Genomic DNA, 17,825 nt, shown 5'->3' with positions numbered 1-17,825 from the left:
GATTTTTCTATGTCATTCCGCTAATTTTTCTAAATTGCCGTTCCGGTCCATTTTGAAGGACGGAGAGGCATGTTCATCTTCTTCAAATAAAACTAGCTTTCTGGCTCTGTTCATAATTTTCACCAAGGTTTCATAATCTTCTTGGATCGTTTTTTGGTCTTTTTCAAGCTTTTGAACTTCTGCCTCTAGCTGCTCTGTTTTGTTTTGCAATTCCTGATTTTCTTTCTTTAAACGCTCATTTTCCATTTTTAATGCTGATGATTGCTCGTTATTGCCTTCGTAATTCTGCAGGAAGCGGATCACATCATTCATCGTCATCTCAGGCGCAGCTGCAGGCGTTTGAGGAGACAATAAGTGTGATAGACTAGCTAACTCTTCCTTAAAGCTTTCATCAACAAAAGGCATGTGTTCGCCAGACATTAAAGGTTGCTCATTTTCGACAGATGGTGTTTCCGTTTTAACCGGCTCTTCTGCAGCGGTTTCTTGAATGATTTCAGGATCAACGGCAGGAGGCTGATATAATAATCTTTTTTTCGCGGGCTGCCCGTTTCCGAGCGCTCTCATCCGCTGTTTTCGTTGTTTCTTCGCAAGCTGAAGCGCTTTTTCATATTGATGGCGGACCACTGCGTTCCATCTGAATCCGCAGGCTGCGGATGTCCGGTTTAATTTATCGCCGACTTCTTCAAAGGCGTTCAGCTGAGTGCTGCCCTCCCTCACATGCCGAAGCACTGTTTCGGCTAAAAGCAGATCGTTTTCCTCTGACCAAGCGTCTTGTCGCTGTTTTGTCATTTATCTCAACTCCCATTTTTCTTTTCATGGTATTAGAATGTCCAGGTTGGAAAATATTTATACAAATTGGCTGAAAGAATAGGAGATACGAAGGATGGAGCGGCTTGCAGGAACAGTCGAATCCTTGTAAAATGAAGAGTGATGTGATTTTTTTTGAAACGTGATTTTAGGTTATTCACATAGATGAACATAGAAATGAAGGGAAGCGTACGTCATGGCTAATGAATTTCGAGTGTGTGATGATTGCCAAGCCACTAATATCAAAACATTGCTGCCGCGTTTGAAAGAAGTGGACCCGGACGCAAAGGTTGAGGTAGGATGCCAATCTTATTGCGGGCCCGGACGGAAAAAATCATTTGCTTTTGTGAACAATCGCCCGCTGTCAGCTCCGACAGAGGATGAGCTGATTGACAAAGTAAAAAAGAAAATAAAAAAGTAAAAACATATTTTTTCTTAGCCTCGGCCCTCAGGTCAGGCTTTTTTGCTTCACAAGATGTGTTTTTCATGAAGATGGAACAAATCGCCGGGCAAATTCAAGGATGTTTTCAAAGAATAGAGTCGATATAATAGAAACACGGCTAAAAAAAAGAGGGAATGACGATGGCGTATCCAAATGGAAAATTATCAGAAGAAAAAGTGTTTAAAGATCCGGTGCACCGCTATGTTCATGTTCGGGACAAGCTGATATGGGATTTAATCGGAACCCGTGAATTTCAGCGTCTCCGCAGAATTAAGCAGCTCGGCACGACCTATTTGACGTTCCATGGGGCTGAGCACAGCCGGTTCAACCATTCTCTCGGTGTCTATGAAATTGTCAGGAGAATGGTTGATGACGTCTTTAAAGGCCGCCCTGAATGGGATGACAGTGAGCGCGAACTCTGTTTGGCCGCGGCGCTGCTTCATGATCTCGGGCACGGGCCGTTCTCGCATTCATTTGAAAAGGTCTTTCACCTTGACCACGAAGATTTTACAAGAGGTATCATTTTGGGAGACACGGAGGTTAACCAGGTACTCAGAAAGGTGAGCCCGGATTTCCCCCAGGATGTTGCTGAAGTCATTGCCAAAACATATAAAAACAAGCAAGTGGTCAGCCTCATTTCGAGTCAAATTGACGCAGACCGGATGGATTACCTGCAGCGTGACGCCTATTATACGGGCGTCAGCTACGGCCATTTTGATATGGAGCGGATTCTTCGTGTGATGCGGCCGCGCGAGGATCAGATCGTCATTAAAGAAAGCGGAATGCATGCTGTCGAAGACTATATCATGAGCCGTTACCAAATGTACTGGCAGGTCTATTTCCATCCTGTGACCAGAAGTGCAGAGGTCATTTTAACGAAGATTCTTCACAGGGCGAAGCAGCTGCACGATGAAGGCTATGTCTTTACTCACGCTCCGGTTCATTTCTATTCTATTTTTGAAGGGAAATTGACACTGGAGGATTATGTAAAGCTGGATGAATCTATTATTTTGTATTACTTCCAGGCCTGGGAGGATGAAGAAGACGCGATTTTATCCGACTTGTGCCGCAGATTCATTAACCGCCAGCTGTTCCAATACGTTGAATTCAATCCGAATGAAGAAATGTCGGCTTATTTTGAGCTGACGTCATTGTTCAAAGAGGCGGGGATCGATCCGAGCTATTATTTGGTCGTTGATTCTTCTTCAGATCTGCCATACGATTTTTACCGGCCGGGAGAGGAAGAGGAGCGTCTGCCGATCCATCTCTTGACGCAAAACGGCCAAATTAAAGAGCTGTCCAGGCAGTCGGCTATTGTGGAATCCATCTCCGGTAAACGGCGGACGGACCACAAGCTGTACTATCCAAAGGACTTGATTTGTGACGGCTCTAAACATCCGGAAGCGAAAATGAAAATCCGGCAGCTGCTGGGACTGACATAGAAATTGGAAAGAAGGAAAAAGGAGATGTCGGGAATTTGTTGAAAGAACATGCAAAACTGATGAAGGTGTTCTCGGATTCTGGAGAAATCATCGGGCGAAAGAAGCTGCAGAAAATGATTTATATCGCCAAGAAAATGCAGTTTCCTTTTTATGAGAAATATGATTTTCACTTTTACGGACCATATTCAGAGGAACTGACGCTCCAGATTGAAGAGCTGTGCAACCTTGGATTTCTGCATGAGGTGAAGGAAAAAAAGGGCGGCTACTTTCAATACCGGTATTCGCTGACTGAGACAGGCTCCGCATTTTTAGACCATGCTGATCTGGACATGCCGGATATGAAAGGCTATATCGACAGTGTAAACAGCCGTTCATCACGGTTTTTAGAGCTGGTTTCCACGATCCTTTACTTTGACGGGCTTGAGGATGAGGAAAAGAAAGAAAAAGTCTTTACCATCAAAAGCAAGCAAAAATATACAAATGAAGAATATGACGAAGCGCTTCAATACATAGAGGAACTGAAGCAGATTTGTTAACCATACCAAGCAAAAGAAATGAATCGTTTCTTTTGCTTTTTTTATTGACAAAAGCTGCTAAGAGATTCATTATGGATAATAGTTATCCATAATGAATCAGGAGTGAATAGGATGAAAATGAAATCAGGAATGGAGCAGGCGGTTTCTGTGCTGCTGTTACTGTCACGGCTGCCTGTACAGGCTTCTTTGACGTCAGAGGCTATAAGCCAGCGATTGCGCGTGTCTCCGTCTTACTTGAAGAAGCTGATGAGAACATTAGTTCAAGCCGGTTTGGCAGAATCCTTGCCAGGGACGAAGGGCGGTTTTACCCTGACGAAGCCTTTGGCTGACATTACGCTTTATGATGTTTATCAAGCGGTCGAAGGCAGAGGTTCGATGTATCAGGGGAAAGGCCTGCTGCAATCTGTATTCGAGGGTGAAAGTCAATGTGTGCTGGAGACAGTCATGGCGGAAATCGAGGATAAATGGGCTAATCTCATGAAAGAAGAGTCCTTGCAGCATGTCATGGACAGGGTCGGGGAATTGTATGATCTTGAAAAAATAGATGATTGGGTAATCAAGCAAGTGAAAGGGCAATTGTAATGAAAAATAGCGGGTCTATACAAGAATCAACATCATCAACAGGCATATCCGTGCTGATCGTGCTCGCACTTGGTTTCCTCATGGCAACTCTTGATGTGACCGTTGTGAATGTGGCGATGGCTGATATGAAAAACACTCTTTCAATGTCACTTTCAGGTGTAACGTGGGTTGTGGACGGGTACATTCTTACTTTTGCGTCGCTTCTGCTGGCGGGCGGAGCCTTGGCTGACCGTTTCGGCTCGAAGACGATCTATATCTTGGGTCTAGCCGTTTTTGTTCTGGCCTCCTGTTTATGCGCTGCATCTATAAATGGACAGATGCTGATTGCCGGACGCCTTATACAGGGAATTGGCGCAGCTTTGTTTATGCCAAGCTCACTCAGCCTTTTGGCTGCCTCTTACCCTGATGAGCGGGCGCGGGCGAGAATGTTTGGACTGTGGGCCGCGCTTGTTTCCGCCGCTTCAGGCCTTGGGCCCTTTATCGGGGGCGTGCTGGTAGAGTTGGCAGGCTGGCAGAGTATTTTTCTGATCAATGTGCCGTTGGGGGCTGCTGCGCTCATTTCAGCTTACCGAATCCTCAGCCGCGTTCCGGGAAAAAGCAGCCGCGTGAACATCACCGGGCATCTGCTTGGCATGATGGCTCTCGGGTTTCTTTCCTATGCTTTGATACAGGGGCCTTCAGCGGGCTGGCGCTCGCCAGTGATTCTTGTAGCATTTACTGCAGCGATTTTGGCATTTGTGCTGCTTTTGCTGCGGGAAATTTCTGCAAAAGCACCCATCCTGCCGGCGTCCTTATACAAAAACGGCCGCTTCTCAGCTGCCCAATTTATCGGGTTTTTGCTGAATTTCGCCCTTTTTGGCGGCATGTTTATGCTCAGCCTTTTTTTGCAGGAAGCAGGAGGGGCAAGTTCCTTTATGGCTGGAGTGGAGCTGCTGCCGATGATGGCCGTCTTCGTGATCGGCAATCTGCTGTTTGCCCGTCTGGCGAATCGGTTTGAAGCCGGGCAGCTTATGTTTGTATCAATGGCGGTCAGCTGTATCATTGCATTGCTGTTGTTTGTGCTGATTTCTCCGGATTTTCCTTATTGGCAGCTGGCGGTGTTGATGTCTGTTATGAACCTCTGTACCGGTATTACAGTTCCTGCCATGACAACTGTGATCATGCAGGCTGCCGGGCAAAGACATGCGAATATCGCCGGTGCGGCGTTAAATGCAAACCGGCAAATCGGAGCCTTGGTCGGCGTAGCGATAACCGGGGTGATCATTCATCTGTCCGCCACTTGGTATGCTGGTGCCGGGTTTACGTTTTTGATGATGGGAGCGGCATACAGCCTCGCTGCATTGCTTGTATGGCTGTTTCTGGCTGCCCATAACGGGACTGCCGCGTCAGAAAAAATGTAAATCACTGATTGCACTTTGTGGGAATATATAGTAAGATATAAAAAATTATTGAAACAACAGGCACTGATAAGGACACGAGATGCTTTTTACGGTTTCCAGAGAGGGAAGGACAGCTGAGATCTTCCTAACGCAGGGAAAGCAGCTTACCGCCTTTGAGCCGTATCGGGGAAAACAAGTATCTGATACCGTCATGCTGCGTTACAGCATCTTTAAGCCGATCACCATGTGTAATTGATCGGGAATTTGGGTGGAACCACGGATGATCAACACATTCGTCCCTTTTAGAGGGATGGGTGTGTTTTTTTATATGAACTACATAAATGCGTTGAAAAGGACACGAATGATAGTTACGGTTTTCAGAGAGGGAAGGAAAGGTGAGAGCTTCCCAGCTTAGGAATATCATTTACCGCCTTGGAGCAGCATTGGGGAACTGAAGTAACCAATGCCGTCTATGCTGCGTTACAGCACCGAGCCGACAACATAGTATTTGTCGGGAACTTGGGTGGAACCACGGGTTAATCACACACTCGTCCCTATCTGTGGGACGGGTGTGTTTTTTTATGAATTGAATACATGCGATGAAAAGGACATGAATGATAGTTACGGTTTTCAGAGAGGGAAGGAAAGGTGAGAGCTTCCCAGCTTAGGAATATCATTTACCGCCTTGGAGCAGCATTGGGGAACTGAAGTAACCAATGCCGTCTATGCTGCGTTACAGCACCGAGCCGACAATATCGTATTTGTCGGGAACTTGGGTGGAACCACGGGTTAATCACACACTCGTCCCTATCTGCGGGACGGGTGTGTTTTTTTATATACAACAATGAATAAGGAGTGTTTTAAAATGAGTAAACATGTACACATTCAGCTTCCGGACGGACAGATCAAGGAATATCCGAAAGGCATCACAATCAAAGAAGCGGCTGGTTCTATCAGTTCCAGTCTGCAAAAGAAGGCGGCTGCAGGTCAGGTCAATGGCAAGCTTGTTGATCTCAGTTTCAAGCTGGAGGAGGATGCTGAGCTTTCGATTGTTACACTCGATTCACAAGAAGGCTTGCAGGTGCTTCGCCACACATCAGCGCATGTGCTGGCCCAAGCAGTAAAACGGCTGTACGGCGAAGTGTCATTGGGGGTAGGGCCTGTGATTGAAGACGGCTTCTACTATGACATGAAGCTGGGGAAAAGCTTGGCATCAGGAGACTTAGAGGCCATCGAAAAAGAAATGAAAAACATAATAAATGAGAACCTTGAAATCAAACGTATAGAGGTTTCTTACGAAGAGGCTGAAGAGCTGTTTGCACAAAAAGGCGAGCGGCTTAAGCTTGAGATTTTAAAGAATATTCCGCGCGGGGAGGATATCACACTGTACCAGCAAGGGGAATTCGTTGACCTGTGCCGCGGGCCGCATCTTCCTTCTACAGGGATGATCAAGGCGTTCAAACTGACAAGAGTATCAGGCGCTTATTGGCGCGGAGACAGCAAAAATGAAGTCCTGCAGCGGGTGTACGGGGTTGCGTTTCAAAAGAAAAAAGATTTGGATGCGCACCTGCATATGCTGGAAGAAGCGGCAAAACGAGACCATCGCAAGCTCGGCAAACAGTTAGGGCTGTTTATGTTTTCTGAAGAAGCGCCGGGGATGCCGTTTTATTTGCCGAAAGGGCAGATTGTCCGCAATGAGCTGGAGCGCTTCTCGCGTGAGCTGCAAACAAATGCCGGCTACGATGAGGTGCGTACGCCGTTTATGATGAATCAGCGGTTATGGGAGCAGTCAGGCCATTGGGACCATTATCGCGACAATATGTACTTTTCAGAAGTGGATGATACAAGATTCGCAATGAAGCCGATGAATTGCCCCGGCCACATGCTCATCTTTAAAAACAGCCTGTATTCTTATCGGGATCTGCCGATTCGCATGGCGGAATTCGGACAGGTGCACCGCCATGAATACAGCGGCGCTTTAAACGGAATGCTTCGCGTTCGGACGTTCTGTCAGGATGACGCCCATATTTTCGTTCGGGAGGATCAGATTGAGAGTGAGATCAAAGAAGCGATTCGGCTGATTGATGAGGTATATCGGACATTTGGTTTCGAGTATTCAGTTGAGCTTTCGACTCGCCCGGAGGATTCATTAGGCGATGACAGCCTTTGGGAAGCGTCGGAACGTGCCTTAGCACGCGTCCTTGAGGAGCTTGGCCTCTCTTATGAGATCAATGAAGGCGATGGGGCGTTTTACGGGCCGAAAATTGATTTCCACATAAAAGATGCCCTGAAACGGAGCCACCAATGCGCGACAATTCAGCTTGATTTTCAAATGCCGGAAAAATTTGATTTAACATATATCAACGAACACAATGAAAAGGTTCGTCCCGTTGTCATCCACAGAGCGGTTTTCGGCTCAATCGACCGTTTCTTCGGCATTTTGATCGAGCATTACGGCGGGGCTTTTCCAGTCTGGCTCGCACCGCTCCAGGTTCAAATTATACCGGTTTCGCACGTTCACTTAGACTATTGCAGAAAAGTGCAGGCGGAGCTGAAGCAGGCGGGGATAAGAGCCGGCATTGATGAGCGCAATGAGAAGCTGGGCTATAAAATCAGAGAATCGCAGGTGCAAAAAATTCCGTACGTGCTGGTGCTTGGAGATCATGAGGAGCAGGAGAATGCGGTAAACGTCCGCCGATTCGGACATCAGCAGAATGAACACGTTCCTTTCCAAACTTTTAAAGATAAACTTGTCAAACAGGTGGAAAATCGAGGCATGTAGGATAAAAGCTGTGAATTCACATTTTGCTTTTTTGACTTTCCCTATTCGGAATCAGTAAAATAATAAGTAAATCATATCGTTCGTATGTTATGAATGCATCTCGAAATGGGGAAATTGACATGGACCATGACAAACTGGAAGCAAATTTGCTGGATCACGCACTTACAAAATATTTGAAAAGCACGAAGCAATTAGATGAAGCCACCGTTCCGAAACACGTGAATAATGTAAGAGGATTTATTCTGCGGATCATATACAGACATGGGAGCTGCACCATAAAGGATATTTTGAAGGAGGTCACACTGTCTCCCTCTGCCACGACCACAGCTCTGAATCATTTAGAGCAGGAAGGGTTTATTGAGAGATCCAGAAATAATAATGACCGCCGCACTGTATGGATTACGCTTTCTGAATCGGGCCGGGGAGCGGCTGAACAAATGATCGAAAACCGCCAGCAGCTGATTGACGGCATGTTTGAACGTTTAACAGCCGAAGAGAAAGAGACGTTCTTGGCGATTATTGCGAAGCTGGCTCAATAGGGATAATAAAAGCCGGTGCGCGAAGCGCCGGCTTTATAGAGATTATTCCATATCGCTCAGGCGTTTGCCTGCGACGGCATAATGGTCTTTTCTCATTTCTTCTATAAAGACAACAATTTTTTCTTCAGAAGCACCGGTTGTTTCCTTTACGGCTTCTGTTACTTTCTCGACAAGATTGCGTTTTTGCTCGTCTGTACGGCCTTCGAGCATTTTGACAGTTACGTATGGCATGGGTGCTGAATCCTCCTTTATCTCGTTTCCTCTCTTTAGAAAAAGAGGCTTCTTATAGTATACTGAATAAAGTAAATTCTTGCATTTTGAGAAAGAGGGATATCTCACTTGGACCGTTTTTTATATTATCCGTTATCTTTAATGCCATATCTCGTCATCACGCTAATTGTGTCGTTTACGATGCACGAGCTTGCCCACGCTTATGTCGCATACAAATTCGGTGACGATACGGCGAAAAAACAAGGAAGACTGACGCTGAATCCCATTAAACACCTTGATCCGTTCGGAACCATTTTGATTTTGGTGGCCGGCTTCGGGTGGGCGCGCCCCATTCCCGTGAATCGACGCCTCTTTAAGAAGCCTCGGCTTGCCGGTGTGCTCGTATCTATAGCCGGGCCCGTCAGTAACCTGATTCTTGCGTTTATTGGTTTCTTTTTGTTAGTGTTGATGCATGCGTACGGAATGGAAATGCTTGCGGCGTTCAGCACGGGGCTGGATCAGTTTTTTTCTATTTGGATACAGCTGAATCTTGTCTTGTTTTTATTTAATCTGCTGCCGCTTCCTCCGCTCGATGGCTATCGAATTATAGAAGATCTCGTTCCGCCGGGCGTGCGTGCCAAAATGACGCAGGCGGAGAGCTACGGCTTTATCGTATTTTTGGTGCTGTTTGTGACACCGCTAGGATCTTACGTGCTGTGGCCGATGCTCAATGCAGGAAGAGATTCGATTTTAAAGCTGTTTTCAGCGATATTTCAACCGCTTTTGTAGGAGGTAGAACTTCATGGAAGAAAAAAAGAAAAAATCAATCGGGTTTAATATTATCAAAAGTGATCCGACAGACGGACACGGCGGTTTTGGCGTAGGGGCACTCAGCCTTGATAACATTTCTCCAGTATTCGTCGATGTAGAGGAAAAAGAAGCGTTCGTAGACATCGGTGCCATGCATGCCCGCAGCACCGTTGAAAAAGGAATTAAATTTCTCCCGAATAAAGAAGAAGTTCCGAACGGAAAACCATACTGGCTTGTGTGGGTGACGATTGACAGAAGAGAAGAGGGGCCTTATTACGCTGGTGTGACAGCCTGTGAAATGACGGTCGACAGAAGCATCAGAAGAGGCTACAAGTCACTGCCTGAGCATGTGAATCTGATGGATAAATCCATGAAACGGAAAATCATCGTTGATAAAATGGACGACAGCTCGAAGCGTGTACTAGGCGAATTTCTGAAAAAGCATGATCAGGGCCTATGGGACCGTTCCTCAGATGAGTTAAAAACGAGCCTGCTTCCAGAAAATAATTAATTTATGAATTTTCTGTGAACTTTTAAAGTATTTGAGATATTTTTCGTAAACATTGAGTAAACTGGTGATACAGAAATAGGACATGGAAAATCCCGAGCCGAAACAAGACTCGGGGTTTTTCATTTTTAGGGGGATATGAGTCGGCGACTGGGAGATGAAAGCCAGCGCCGAAGAAATGAGAAATTCACCACTTTATCCCAAAACTGATTGTTCAGCTCGATTGTCTAACATTCTTCCATCGATTATGAAGGAACCATACGAATAACCCGGCCTCCGAGGAGCCGGGTTATTTTCAATGATGTCGCCCCAGCCATTTGTCCCACCACTTTTTCTCGGAAGCGGGCTTTTCTTTGGATGGAAGCCGGTCTTTTGTTTGTTTTGCGGGTTCTGCCCCGTAGCACACGTTTGCGGGTTCTGTCCCTTTCACAAAATATGTGTAATGCTTAGCGGCGCAGCCGGGACCTGATGAGTAGCCTGTTTCCGGATCAATGTACACACCGGTTACGCCTTTTGGCGGCTTGAACGCGGTTTCCGGTTCGCCTTTGAGCGCGTCCTCCATGAAGTCCGCCCAAATGGTTTTAGCATAGCTTTTTTCTTCGACCGAGTCGATGGTGCTGTTTTTGTCATAGCCGGTCCAAACACCGGCGGCCAGCTTCGGATTGAAGCCGATCATCCAGCTGTCTGCGCTGGTGGTTCCTGATTTTCCGGCATACGTTCTTGTCAGGCGGTTGGCTATCGTTCGCCCCGTAACCGACGTATATCCATTTAAATCGATATCAAACATGCCTGTCATCATACTCGCTGTGACAAAAGCGGCTTTTTCATCAAGCACCTGTTTATGCTGATTCGGGTTTTCGTACAGCACGTGGCCGGCTGCGTCCGTTACTCTTGAAATAAAAGTCGGTTCGATTTTCTTTCCGCCATTTGCGAGCATGGCATAGGCGTTGACCATCTCAATCGGACGTACGGGTTCGGTGCCGAGTGCCAGGGACGGCAGTGCTTGAAGATGGGCGGTAATGCCGAATTCCTTTGCCGTCTTTACAAGTTTGTTCGTGCCGAGAAAAAGATGCGTTTTCACAGCGTAAATATTGTCGGAAAGCGCCAGCGCCTGCAGAAGCGTAATCGGCTTGTTGGCATAGTATCCGTTATAGTTGCTTGGAGAATAGGTTTCTCCCTTTGCATCAATTTGAAACTCGGTTTCTTCGCTTTTCATCAAAGTGACTGGCGTAAATCCGCTCTGAATCGCTTTATAGTACAGCAACGGCTTGATCGTCGAAGCAGGCTGGCGCTTCGCCTGTGTCGTCCGGTCAAACGGGCTTTTTTGATAATCCCTGCCGCCGACAAGGGCGAGAACGTTTCCGGTGCGGGGATCAATGGCTGAAAACCCGACTTGAATGTCAGAGCCCGCGTTAACCGTTTCGGTAATGGTCTCCTCGGCGATGCGCTGCATCCGTTTATCTACCGTTGTATAGACGTTTAACCCGCTCGTTTCAATTTGCTCCCGTGTCATGCCGAGCTTTTTTTCCAGCTCTCTCATCGCATTGTCGTAGAAATAAGGAGCCTTTCTCTTGGAAACTTGTTTATTCAAAGGCTGATAGGAAAGAGGTTCCTTGATCAATTCATCCGCTTTCTTTTGGCTGATCATCTGCTGCTTTTCCATCATCCGCACAATCGTTTTCTGGCGTTCCTTGGCCTTCGTCTCATTGACATACGGTGAATAGCCGGAAGGGCCTTTCGGGATTCCTGCCAAAAGCGCCGCCTCCGCATCCGTCAGGTTTTTGGCATGCTTGCCGAAATACAGGCGGGAAGCTGCTTCAATGCCGTAGGCGCCGTGGCCGTAGTAAATCGTATTTAAATAGCCTTCTAATATCTCGTCCTTAGAATAGTTTTGTTCCAGACGGATCGTGTAGAACGCCTCATTCCATTTCCGTTTCCACGTTTTGTCGTGTTCAAGGTATAAATTTCTGGCATATTGCTGGGTGATGGTGCTTGCACCCTGAACCTTGGCAAATGCTTTCAGGTCAGCAAGCGCCGCGCCGGCCATGCGTTTATAATCAAAGCCGTGATGATCGTAGAAATTCTGGTCTTCAATTGCCACTGTCGCTTTTACGATCGTCGGATTCATGTCCTTTAAGGGGACCCAATAGCGCTTTTCGCCGTAGTTCGTTTCCCCGAGCTTTGAGCCGTCACTCGCATACAAAATCGTGGATTGCGGCACTTGCACCGAGGGAGCGCCCTGGTATTTGGCTATCAAAATGACAGTCATAAACACGGCAGCTGCCGCCAAGGCCGCAAAAGCCCCTAAAAAGATAAAGGCGCGAACGGTTTTCAGCGTCAGTCTCAGCCGTTTATTTGTCATTGCATCCACAACGGGTTCCCCCTTTTTTTATGTTTCTACTATTATGAGAAAAAATGATCGTTTTTAAACATCGCAGAACAGGACGCATCTTTACTTTTTCCCCGCCATCCTCTATACTTTTTCCTTAGGTGAAAATGAGATTTCAACCGAGAATAAAAGCTGATTAGACGCTTACAATAAATGAATACAGCCTCGAAAGGGAGATGACAATTGAGTGAACTTTGGTATACAGAGAAGCAGACGAAAAACTTTGGCATTACGATGAAGGTTAACAAAACGTTACATACAGAACAAACGGAGTTTCAGCATTTAGAAATGGTGGAAACAGAAGAGTTCGGCAACATGCTGTTTTTGGACGGCATGGTGATGACATCTGAAAAAGACGAATTCGTTTATCACGAAATGGTGGCGCATGTGCCATTATTTACGCACCCAAATCCGGAGCACGTTCTTGTAGTCGGCGGCGGTGACGGCGGCGTTATCAGAGAAATCCTGAAGCACCCAAGCGTGAAAAAAGCGACACTTGTAGATATTGACGGCAAGGTTATCGAATACTCTAAAAAGTTCCTTCCTTCTATCGCAGGCAAACTGGATGATCCGCGCGTTGACGTGCAAGTAGATGACGGATTTATGCACATTGCAAAATCTGAAAATCAATACGACGTCATCATGGTAGATTCAACTGAACCAGTCGGACCGGCTGTAAACCTGTTTACAAAAGGATTCTACGCAGGAATCGCAAAAGCGCTGAAAGAAGACGGTATTTTTGTTGCGCAGACGGACAACCCATGGTTTACACCGGAATTAATCACAAATGTACAGCGCGACGTGAAGGAAATCTTCCCGATTACGAAGCTGTATACGGCGAACATTCCGACATATCCAAGCGGTTTGTGGACATTTACAATTGGCTCGAAAAAATATGATCCGCTTGCAGTGGAAGACAGCCGTTTCTTCGATATTGAGACGAAATATTACACAAAAGATATTCATAAAGCGGCGTTTGTTCTGCCGAAATTTGTGAGTGACCTGATTAAATAATGAAGGTATGGCGCAGGAGCGAATCTTGCGCTTTTTTACAGGAAAGCGAGGGTATTATAGATGAGATTTGATGAAGCTTATTCAGGAAAAGTATTTATCGCGAGCCGTCCCGAGTGGGAAGAGGCGGACGCCATTCTTTACGGCATGCCGATGGACTGGACAGTCAGCTATCGCCCGGGCTCACGCTTTGGTCCAAGCAGAATCCGTGAGGTGTCAATCGGCCTTGAGGAATACAGCCCATATTTAGACCGCGATCTGGCTGACTTGAACTTCTTTGACGCCGGCGACATTCCGCTGCCGTTCGGAAATCCGCAGCGAAGCCTGGATATGATTGAGGAGTACGTGGACAGCATTTTAGAAAAAGGGAAGTTCCCAATGGGTATGGGCGGGGAGCACCTCGTGTCATGGCCTGTCATTAAAGCGATGTACAAGAAATACCCAGACCTTGCGATCATCCATTTTGACGCACATACAGATCTTCGTGTTGATTATGAGGGAGAACCGCTTTCTCACTCCACGCCGATCCGTAAGGCGGCAGAATTGATCGGACCGCACAATGTGTATTCATTCGGAATCCGTTCCGGCATGAAAGAAGAGTTTGAATGGGCGAAGGAAAACGGCATGCACATCTCAAAATTTGAAGTGCTTGAACCGCTGAAAGAGGTGCTTCCGAGGCTGGCGGGCCGTCCGGTTTATGTCACAATTGACATTGACGTATTAGACCCTGCACACGCACCGGGTACAGGAACGGTTGACGCCGGCGGCATCACGTCTAAAGAACTGCTTGCATCCGTCCATGAAATTGCGCGTTCAGAGGTAAACGTAAAGGGCGCTGATTTAGTGGAAGTCGCACCGGTGTATGACCACTCAGAGCAAACGGCAAACACAGCCAGCAAAATCATCCGTGAAATGCTGCTTGGTTTTGTGAAATAAGTAAACATCCAGACGATGTCTGGATGTTTTTTTATTCCCAGTCTTTACAAACATCAATCCATGCTTTTGAGAAAGAAAATTCGGATAATTCTCCTCGATAGCTGAGTTTCTGCTGCCGCATGCGGGGAAAACAGTCTCAAACCGTTTCAGCGATACATCAAGATAAACCTCAGGATCATGAGCCGATCCAAATGGGCAAACTCCTCCAATTTCATGGCCTGTCTGCTCCAGTACCTCATTAGGAGAGAGCATTCTTGCTTTAAAGCCAAATGTTTGCCTGAACGTTTTGTTGTCGATCTTGGCATCGCCGGCTGCCACAATCAGAATCGCCTGATCTCCTTCCCCTCTGAAGGACAGGGTCTTGGCGATTCTAGCCGGGCTCACGCCGGTCGTCTCAGCTGCCTGTTCAACTGTCGCGCTCGACGTTTCGAACTCCGTCACATCATTTTCTCGATTCCACTGTGTAAAGTAGGTTCTCACACTTTACAGAGACATGCTGCATTTCCACTCTCTTCAAGATTATTGAAAAAAATCATAGCATGGATTGGGAGACTGGGTAAAGAGGGGACAAAAAAACCGCCGATGGACGGCGGTTTAGATCATGGCGCGTTGTGCAACATCAAAATGTTCTGTTGATGAATTTGATACTTCGACTGTGATAAATACAGCACTCACAGCTAAACAAGCGAGTAATAATTTATACTTCCATTTCATATAAATTCACCCCCCCTTGAATGTGCTGTCTTGCTTCTTCAACCTTTAAAAAGTAATGAGATGCTTTTTTGTAATTTTCCTGTTGATGATAATATTTAGCAACATCAAGTGCGAAGTCCTCAATATCTGCATACATCATTTTACTTTCAAGAAAAACAAAACATTTTTCTATCCGTTCCTCATCCGGTCCAGACAAGTATAAAGATTCCAAAAATTCAAACTCCGTTAGATACACGGTATCTCCCGCAGCTGCAGAATACTCTTTTCCTTTTTTATGATATTCACAGGCGTTATCAATCTTACCTAATTTAAAATAAATTTGTGTAATTAGGAAAAAAGCTTGTGGCAATGAAGGAAGCATTTTAGATCCTTCAAATACTTGAATAGATTTTTTTACATACTCTATCGCTGATTCAAAACTGTTTTGGTTTTGCTTGCAGAGTGCTATGTTATAAAGTGTTCTTCCCATTAATTGGGGCTGCTGCTCTGTTTTTGCAAGTGTAAAGGCTTTTTGAAAATGGGCAATTGCTTTTTCGTATTGTTTTAAATCCAAAAAGTTGGCTCCGAATAAGGACTGGCATTGAATCATTCTGATATCATATGTAGTCTGTTCACTGTATATTTCGAATGCTTGACGTGCATAGTCCATGGAGACATAAGTTTGTTTCATATAATAATAGACTTCTGACATTTTGAAAAAGAATTCAGCTTTATCGATTTTATCTTTGACAAAAACCAGCTTGCTCTCAGCTTTTTTAAAGAATTGAATGGCTAATACATATTCACGGCGATCCAGTTCATACATGCCTCTGAAGAAATTAAAATAGTACTCAAGCAGACCAGTTAAACGAGCCTGTTTTTTATCAATCTCAAGCAGCAGATCAGACAGTCTCGGCTGTTCCTCAATCCTCATTTTTTCTAACGGTTCAAGGTACTCAAGCATTAGGTTGTGCCGAAACTCCATCAGTGAATAGTACAAATGAAGGTCTTGATCTTCTTCCATTTGATCCAGCTCTTGCTTGATTTCTCGTCGCAAATATTCTGCATCGGGTATGCTGAATCGGCGTATGTACATATACCATTCGTTAATCTTTTCTCCGATGGAAGAAGAAGATATGACACCTGTCACGTTTGCAAATCCCTCCCTTCATAATTCTATATATGTCATATTTTATCATCAACATTCTTGTGAGAAGCGCAAAAAAACCGCAATTTTTTCTTTCGTTACACCGCATGTTTGGAGATATATTTTCAAAAAGAAGCTTTTACCCTCAGTAATTTGTACAAGCAAACACGTTACTCTTCCATATTCTGTTATATCTGCGTGAGCAGTGTATGTCTGAAAAGGAAGTGAAGGAATGAGAAAAAATAAGCTTTCCTTTAAAGAAAAAGCAGGAGCAGAACAAGAAGAGTGCTTATGTTTTTGTGAGGGAGAAGCAAGCCGAGAAGCCATGTTTCAAGCGCCGATTGAATTACCTGAAGGATTTGTCGTTGATCCGGCTGAAGCTGTTGCAAACGTGACGTGGAATGCAGACAGCCTTTCTTGTGTCAGTGACCGTTGCTTAATTCAAACGGGGCCAGAGCCTGATGAGGTCGGTGTTCAATTTGCAGTGCGCCTGCAGGGAACCGTTACGCTACTCGTCAGTGTCTCACCTGTGCGAAATCAATATGGACAAGGGGACGGGGCTGTTTCCGTCATTCACAATGCAGAAATCGATCAAGTCGTCTATTATTCCGATGAACCGGATGATTGCCCGGATATCAGTGACATCACGATTGAGAACCTTGTTGTTGTTCCGCCGTTTTACGGCAGTCCTTTATCGGTGACGGGGACGATTGTGCTTGTACCGGAGCCGGAACCCGTCTACGCGTTTACAGCGAATCCAAATGATCAATCAGTTTCTGTGATTGATACAAACACCCATACTGTTGTGACAACGATTGCTCTTCCGTACAATCCGGCAGGTATTGAAATTACGCCAGATAAAAGCGCTGTGTTTGTCTTACATCCCAACAATAATGTGATTTCTGTCATCGATTATGACACATTAACAGTGACAGCAACTATATTGCTGGATCAGCCGCCTCGATTGATTAGATTTATCCCTAATCATGAGTTTGCTTATGTTTTCACCGGTACTGCCATTTATGTGATTGGAATTGATACGTTGACTGTTGAGAGGTCTATTCCTGTAGAAGGTTTTGATATTGCAATTGACCCCAATGGGTTGTTCGCCTATGTTCTTAATTTTGGGTTAGTGCAAAAAGTGGACTTATCTACCGGTGAAGTCTTAGGAACGATTGAACGAGAGCTTATCGTATCATCCATAGAAACAGATTCTACGGAGCGGTATGCGTATGTATTAGAACAAGAATTCTTATTCAATTATTTGACGGTTATTGATTTAAATACGTTTACGATCAGGGATACCCAAGAGCTGGAGCCTGACGGGCTATATGTAATGTTTACGAGTGGATCAGAGGTGTATTTACATGACAGCTTCACTGGCAATTTATATTCTGTCAGTCCGAATGGAGCAGGTGTAATTGGAAATCTTCCGCAATCAGCAACAGACTATGCGTTTACCCCGAATGGCGATTTTCTGTATGCAACTCGTTTTATAGAACAGAGCATCATTGTTTACAACACAGATGATTATTCTGAGGAAACTGTGATATCTCTTGGGGTTTCACCGGGTGCCATTACGATTTAACCGCTGCATGTTGTGCATTTCTAA

17 protein-coding genes, 2 pseudogenes and 3 other annotated features are annotated in these 17,825 nt (G+C 45.5%); of the genes and pseudogenes, 13 read left to right on the top strand and 6 right to left on the bottom strand.

Annotated features, from left to right (window positions below; translation table 11 throughout):
• Positions 1–12: 12 nt before the first annotated feature.
• On the bottom strand, positions 13–789 hold the full coding sequence (gene rsfA, locus MKY50_RS19415; protein ID WP_003227516.1) for a prespore-specific transcription regulator RsfA: 777 nt from the start codon (positions 787–789) through the stop codon (positions 13–15).
• A 214-nt stretch (positions 790–1,003) separates the two neighbouring features.
• Here rsfA and MKY50_RS19410 point away from each other — a divergent pair, with 214 nt between their 5' ends.
• The 7 genes from MKY50_RS19410 to MKY50_RS19380 all read left to right on the top strand — a co-directional run bounded on the left by MKY50_RS19410 (position 1,004) and on the right by MKY50_RS19380 (position 8,509).
• A complete protein-coding gene (locus MKY50_RS19410; RefSeq protein WP_003222050.1) occupies positions 1,004–1,228 on the top strand; it encodes a DUF1450 domain-containing protein in 225 nt (74 codons plus the stop codon).
• A 161-nt stretch (positions 1,229–1,389) separates the two neighbouring features.
• The gene (locus tag MKY50_RS19405) at positions 1,390–2,691 is read left to right on the top strand and encodes an HD domain-containing protein (RefSeq protein WP_014665786.1); all 1,302 of its coding nucleotides are present in this window, start codon (positions 1,390–1,392) and stop codon (positions 2,689–2,691) included.
• A 35-nt stretch (positions 2,692–2,726) separates the two neighbouring features.
• Positions 2,727–3,227, top strand: coding sequence for a YwgA family protein (locus MKY50_RS19400; RefSeq protein WP_003227524.1), 501 nt, complete (start codon positions 2,727–2,729; stop codon positions 3,225–3,227).
• Positions 3,228–3,338: 111 nt separating this feature from the next.
• Positions 3,339–3,809 (top strand): Rrf2 family transcriptional regulator, encoded by a 471-nt coding sequence (locus MKY50_RS19395; protein ID WP_003227526.1) that lies wholly within the window; start codon positions 3,339–3,341, stop codon positions 3,807–3,809.
• The gene (locus tag MKY50_RS19390) at positions 3,809–5,209 is read left to right on the top strand and encodes an MFS transporter (RefSeq protein WP_003227528.1); all 1,401 of its coding nucleotides are present in this window, start codon (positions 3,809–3,811) and stop codon (positions 5,207–5,209) included. Before MKY50_RS19395 ends, MKY50_RS19390 begins: the two co-directional genes overlap by 1 nt.
• Positions 5,210–5,263: 54 nt before the next feature.
• Positions 5,264–5,492: a binding site (T-box leader), on the top strand.
• A 33-nt stretch (positions 5,493–5,525) separates the two neighbouring features.
• Positions 5,526–5,747, top strand: a binding site (T-box leader).
• Positions 5,748–5,778: 31 nt separating this feature from the next.
• Positions 5,779–6,000, top strand: a binding site (T-box leader).
• 53 nt (positions 6,001–6,053) lie between these two features.
• Positions 6,054–7,970 (top strand): threonine--tRNA ligase, encoded by a 1,917-nt coding sequence (thrS, locus tag MKY50_RS19385; protein WP_341117128.1) that lies wholly within the window; start codon positions 6,054–6,056, stop codon positions 7,968–7,970.
• A gap of 119 nt (positions 7,971–8,089) precedes the next feature.
• Positions 8,090–8,509, top strand: a complete 420-nt coding sequence (locus MKY50_RS19380; protein WP_003227535.1) for a MarR family transcriptional regulator — start codon at positions 8,090–8,092, stop codon at positions 8,507–8,509.
• A gap of 42 nt (positions 8,510–8,551) precedes the next feature.
• Here MKY50_RS19380 and MKY50_RS19375 read toward each other — a convergent pair whose 3' ends face one another.
• The gene (locus MKY50_RS19375; RefSeq protein ID WP_003222038.1) at positions 8,552–8,740 is read right to left on the bottom strand and encodes a 2-hydroxymuconate tautomerase; all 189 of its coding nucleotides are present in this window, start codon (positions 8,738–8,740) and stop codon (positions 8,552–8,554) included.
• Positions 8,741–8,848: 108 nt separating this feature from the next.
• Here MKY50_RS19375 and MKY50_RS19370 point away from each other — a divergent pair, with 108 nt between their 5' ends.
• Positions 8,849–9,508 (top strand): site-2 protease family protein, encoded by a 660-nt coding sequence (locus MKY50_RS19370; RefSeq protein ID WP_003227536.1) that lies wholly within the window; start codon positions 8,849–8,851, stop codon positions 9,506–9,508.
• A 13-nt stretch (positions 9,509–9,521) separates the two neighbouring features.
• A complete protein-coding gene (locus MKY50_RS19365; RefSeq protein WP_003227538.1) occupies positions 9,522–10,040 on the top strand; it encodes a YwhD family protein in 519 nt (172 codons plus the stop codon).
• Positions 10,041–10,332: 292 nt separating this feature from the next.
• Here the strand turns inward: MKY50_RS19365 and MKY50_RS19360 are convergent, their stop codons facing one another.
• Positions 10,333–12,408: a transglycosylase domain-containing protein gene (locus MKY50_RS19360; protein WP_003227540.1), complete on the bottom strand. Its 2,076-nt coding sequence runs from the start codon at positions 12,406–12,408 to the stop codon at positions 10,333–10,335.
• Between the two features lie 201 nt (positions 12,409–12,609).
• Between MKY50_RS19360 and speE the strand changes: the two genes are divergently transcribed.
• Both speE and speB read left to right on the top strand, forming a co-directional pair.
• The gene (gene speE, locus MKY50_RS19355) at positions 12,610–13,440 is read left to right on the top strand and encodes a spermidine synthase (RefSeq protein ID WP_003227543.1); all 831 of its coding nucleotides are present in this window, start codon (positions 12,610–12,612) and stop codon (positions 13,438–13,440) included.
• A 60-nt stretch (positions 13,441–13,500) separates the two neighbouring features.
• Complete coding sequence (speB, locus tag MKY50_RS19350; protein ID WP_032722706.1) at positions 13,501–14,373, top strand: agmatinase; 873 nt, start codon at positions 13,501–13,503, stop codon at positions 14,371–14,373.
• Between the two features lie 31 nt (positions 14,374–14,404).
• Here speB and MKY50_RS19345 read toward each other — a convergent pair.
• The 3 genes and pseudogenes from MKY50_RS19345 to MKY50_RS19335 all read right to left on the bottom strand — a co-directional run bounded on the left by MKY50_RS19345 (position 14,405) and on the right by MKY50_RS19335 (position 16,216).
• A pseudogene (locus MKY50_RS19345) lies at positions 14,405–14,853 on the bottom strand (YbaK/EbsC family protein).
• Positions 14,854–14,967: 114 nt separating this feature from the next.
• Entirely contained in the window at positions 14,968–15,087 is a 120-nt protein-coding gene (locus tag MKY50_RS19340; protein WP_014665774.1) for a PhrC/PhrF family phosphatase-inhibitory pheromone, read from the bottom strand.
• Positions 15,071–16,216, bottom strand: a complete 1,146-nt coding sequence (locus MKY50_RS19335) for a response regulator aspartate phosphatase (protein WP_017696253.1) — start codon at positions 16,214–16,216, stop codon at positions 15,071–15,073. Before MKY50_RS19335 ends, MKY50_RS19340 begins: the two co-directional genes overlap by 17 nt.
• A gap of 2 nt (positions 16,217–16,218) precedes the next feature.
• Here MKY50_RS19335 and MKY50_RS19330 point away from each other — a divergent pair.
• Both MKY50_RS19330 and MKY50_RS19325 read left to right on the top strand, forming a co-directional pair.
• A pseudogene (locus tag MKY50_RS19330) lies at positions 16,219–16,449 on the top strand (hypothetical protein).
• Positions 16,446–17,801 carry a YncE family protein gene (locus MKY50_RS19325; protein WP_015250986.1) on the top strand — a complete coding sequence of 452 codons (1,356 nt, stop codon included), beginning with the start codon at positions 16,446–16,448 and terminating at the stop codon, positions 17,799–17,801. The pseudogene MKY50_RS19330 and the gene MKY50_RS19325 overlap by 4 nt, the downstream one beginning before the upstream one ends.
• The last annotated feature ends 24 nt before the right edge of the window (positions 17,802–17,825 follow it).

The sequence above is a fragment of the Bacillus sp. FSL R7-0685 genome (assembly GCF_038002425.1).
In the GTDB taxonomy this organism is placed as follows: Bacteria; Bacillota; Bacilli; order Bacillales; family Bacillaceae; genus Bacillus; species Bacillus subtilis.
This window is presented reverse-complemented; position numbering and strand designations above follow the sequence as displayed.

What these genes read in the sequence shown, in the direction of transcription:
- MKY50_RS19325 (WP_015250986.1), top strand. Translation starts at nt 16,446, where the DNA reads ATGAGAAAAAATAAGCTTTCCTTTAAAGAAAAAGCAGGAGCAGAACAA.
- MKY50_RS19340 (WP_014665774.1), bottom strand. Translation starts at nt 15,087, where the DNA reads ATGAAATGGAAGTATAAATTATTACTCGCTTGTTTAGCTGTGAGTGCT.
- MKY50_RS19390 (WP_003227528.1), top strand. Translation starts at nt 3,809, where the DNA reads ATGAAAAATAGCGGGTCTATACAAGAATCAACATCATCAACAGGCATA.
- rsfA (WP_003227516.1), bottom strand. Translation starts at nt 789, where the DNA reads ATGACAAAACAGCGACAAGACGCTTGGTCAGAGGAAAACGATCTGCTT.
- MKY50_RS19380 (WP_003227535.1), top strand. Translation starts at nt 8,090, where the DNA reads ATGGACCATGACAAACTGGAAGCAAATTTGCTGGATCACGCACTTACA.
- thrS (WP_341117128.1), top strand. Translation starts at nt 6,054, where the DNA reads ATGAGTAAACATGTACACATTCAGCTTCCGGACGGACAGATCAAGGAA.
- MKY50_RS19405 (WP_014665786.1), top strand. Translation starts at nt 1,390, where the DNA reads ATGGCGTATCCAAATGGAAAATTATCAGAAGAAAAAGTGTTTAAAGAT.
- MKY50_RS19395 (WP_003227526.1), top strand. Translation starts at nt 3,339, where the DNA reads ATGAAAATGAAATCAGGAATGGAGCAGGCGGTTTCTGTGCTGCTGTTA.
- MKY50_RS19365 (WP_003227538.1), top strand. Translation starts at nt 9,522, where the DNA reads ATGGAAGAAAAAAAGAAAAAATCAATCGGGTTTAATATTATCAAAAGT.
- MKY50_RS19410 (WP_003222050.1), top strand. Translation starts at nt 1,004, where the DNA reads ATGGCTAATGAATTTCGAGTGTGTGATGATTGCCAAGCCACTAATATC.
- MKY50_RS19375 (WP_003222038.1), bottom strand. Translation starts at nt 8,740, where the DNA reads ATGCCATACGTAACTGTCAAAATGCTCGAAGGCCGTACAGACGAGCAA.
- speB (WP_032722706.1), top strand. Translation starts at nt 13,501, where the DNA reads ATGAGATTTGATGAAGCTTATTCAGGAAAAGTATTTATCGCGAGCCGT.